This is a genomic window from Paracoccus marcusii (assembly GCF_006151785.1).
Classification (GTDB): Bacteria; Pseudomonadota; Alphaproteobacteria; order Rhodobacterales; family Rhodobacteraceae; genus Paracoccus; species Paracoccus marcusii.
In genome coordinates this window covers 1-2,137 of record NZ_VDDD01000226.1, presented here as the reverse complement: position 1 = coordinate 2,137, position 2,137 = coordinate 1, and the positions used below count along the sequence as shown (strand labels likewise).

Below are 2,137 nucleotides of genomic sequence, written 5' to 3'. Positions count from 1 at the left end.
CAACCTGCGCCAATCGGCGTAAACAACCCTTGGACTCCGGTCGCGGCTGGATGAAAGACCCGTGGCAGGTCAGTAGCTGTACCAACTGCCGGTGGCCAGACCACAGCAGGCCTGCCGCGGTGATGAAGGCGAGGACGTCTCCGCCGTGATATCGATCGGCGTACGGTTAACCCTTCATTAAGAGATGCGAAGTAACTCTGTCTAAAACAGGCGGAGCTGCCAGTGGACTATCGCGTGAAGACGAGCAAAGACCTCGCTATCAACTTGGCCCATGCCAAGGCCGTCATCACGGCCTGCAGGGTCGCCATCCCCCGTATCGCAGTCAGTGATGAGGATGAGGCCTTCATCCGATTGCGCATCATGCGGATGATCAGCGAACTCGAAACGATCGACAAGTTCGTGAGCAAGACGGCGGTGACGGTAAAGCAGAGGCGCGCAAATGCAAAAAGCCAGGCAGATCGCGACCGAGCTTCTGCTCGCGCTCACATGGGCATGCACGCTGATGTTGATCATACTGCCGGCGGTGCTGTTCCTGCTGCAAGTACTGAGCCTGGTGACGGCACTGCCGTTCGCAAGCTGGCCTGAGGCTCTCGACCTTCGGAACCGGTTTGGCTGGACCGGAGACCTCATTTTTCCGTAAAATGAGAAGCCGTACAGCGGTGATGGCATACCAGCCGGCTCACTCCGCGCAGAGACGTCAATACGGTTGTTTGGTTGAGACCCCCGGAACTTTGTTTAGCGCTGCGGTCAGAGCATCGACGGCCTGCTTCCTGTTCCAGACCGCCCTGGTGTTTCCGAGCATGCGCTCGAGACCGGCTCAAATCAGACTTGCGACGGTGATGATGGCATAGATCGTCTCTGCCGTCACATCGATCGGCATCGGAAACGGTAGGCCGATCATCAGAGCGGCGGCTGCCACGAACGCCACGCAGGCGACGACGAACGAGCGGTTGGTGAAGGCCAGCGACCAGCGCTTGTCCGGCCCGGCCAGGCGGTTCGCCTGCTTGATCAGCGCCGACAGGTCGCGGAGGGTCTTGAAGAGTATCAGCGGGTTCATGGTCATTTCACTCAGAAGAAGGCCAGCGCGGCAGCAGCCAGCGCGGCGAGGATGTAGATGGCGCCCTTGGCAGGGCCGGTGGCGGGGGGAAGCCGGAGAGGGCAGGGGCGCCGGCGGGACGCTGTCGATGACAGGCGGCCGGGCTTTCACCGGTTCGAGCGCAAGGCCGGTTGCGGTCTGGGGAAAGGGATCGCCCCACGTCCGGACACGACCCGTGTCGATGTGAATGAGGCCCTGTCTGGGGTAGGTCCCGATTCCCGTGAAGCCAGCCTTGCGCGCGGCCGTGATGATGGCATGTGGATCATGGTTGCCGAGAACCACATCGAAGGCCTTGCCCTGCAGGTGAAGGCTGCCGGTGGCGCCGCCCACAGTGCGGTTGTGCGCAGGCGATATGTAGGCGCTGGTGATGACCATCGGCCGGGCCAGATCATTTCTGAGCGTTTGCAGCTTGTCCATCGACGGCGGATCGATCAGCAGCTCGCCCTCACGCGACGCCAGTTCGCGCGGCAAGAAGTTGGGCCAGCGCCAATGGGCAGATGGGTATTGGCTGAAATGCGAAACTTTCATTGCATGCTCCAGACATGAAAAAGCCCCGCACTGCGATGGGGCGAGGGTTAGATTCGTGCGGTTGTGGACTAAGGTTGTCAGCGTCCGCTTTGGTTTTTGGTGGTTCCGAAGCGGTCAGGCGGCACCGGTTGGATTGGACTTTCCGGTGCCGCTTACCCCTCTCAATCGTGGATAAGAGAAAGCTTGCCGATCAGGGCGAGCGGGGATTGGCATGTGTTGAGGGCGGGCTAAAAATGCGTACAGCCGGTACAGGGCAAATTATTGGCCCCTCCGGTCAGGCGGCGCCGGACGGTGGGTGTTCCGGTGCCGCCGTACCCTTATGGACATGGATGAAAGAAAGCTTGCCGATCAGGGCGGCGGGGATTGGCTTCCAGCAATAAGCCACTAGGGTGCGCGCAGCCGCACGTGGGCTTATTCGTTGCCGGTCGGTTAGGTGGCTATGGACCGTGAGGGTATGGGGTCACCGACAGGACGACAGCCGGATCTTAATCAGGCTCTGCCAGGGGATTGTTT

Annotated in this window: 2 protein-coding genes; one reads left to right on the top strand and one right to left on the bottom strand. The window is 60.8% G+C overall.

Translation table 11 applies throughout. From position 1 onward, the window contains the following. The first annotated feature begins 222 nt into the window (after positions 1-222). Complete coding sequence (locus FHD68_RS18380) at positions 223-585, top strand: hypothetical protein (protein WP_139086544.1); 363 nt, start codon at positions 223-225, stop codon at positions 583-585. A 232-nt stretch (positions 586-817) separates the two neighbouring features. On the opposite strand, the gene FHD68_RS18375 is transcribed toward FHD68_RS18380, so the two are convergent. Further along, a complete protein-coding gene (locus tag FHD68_RS18375) occupies positions 818-1,567 on the bottom strand; it encodes a YcbK family protein (protein WP_208863813.1) in 750 nt (249 codons plus the stop codon). Positions 1,568-2,137: the final 570 nt, after the last annotated feature.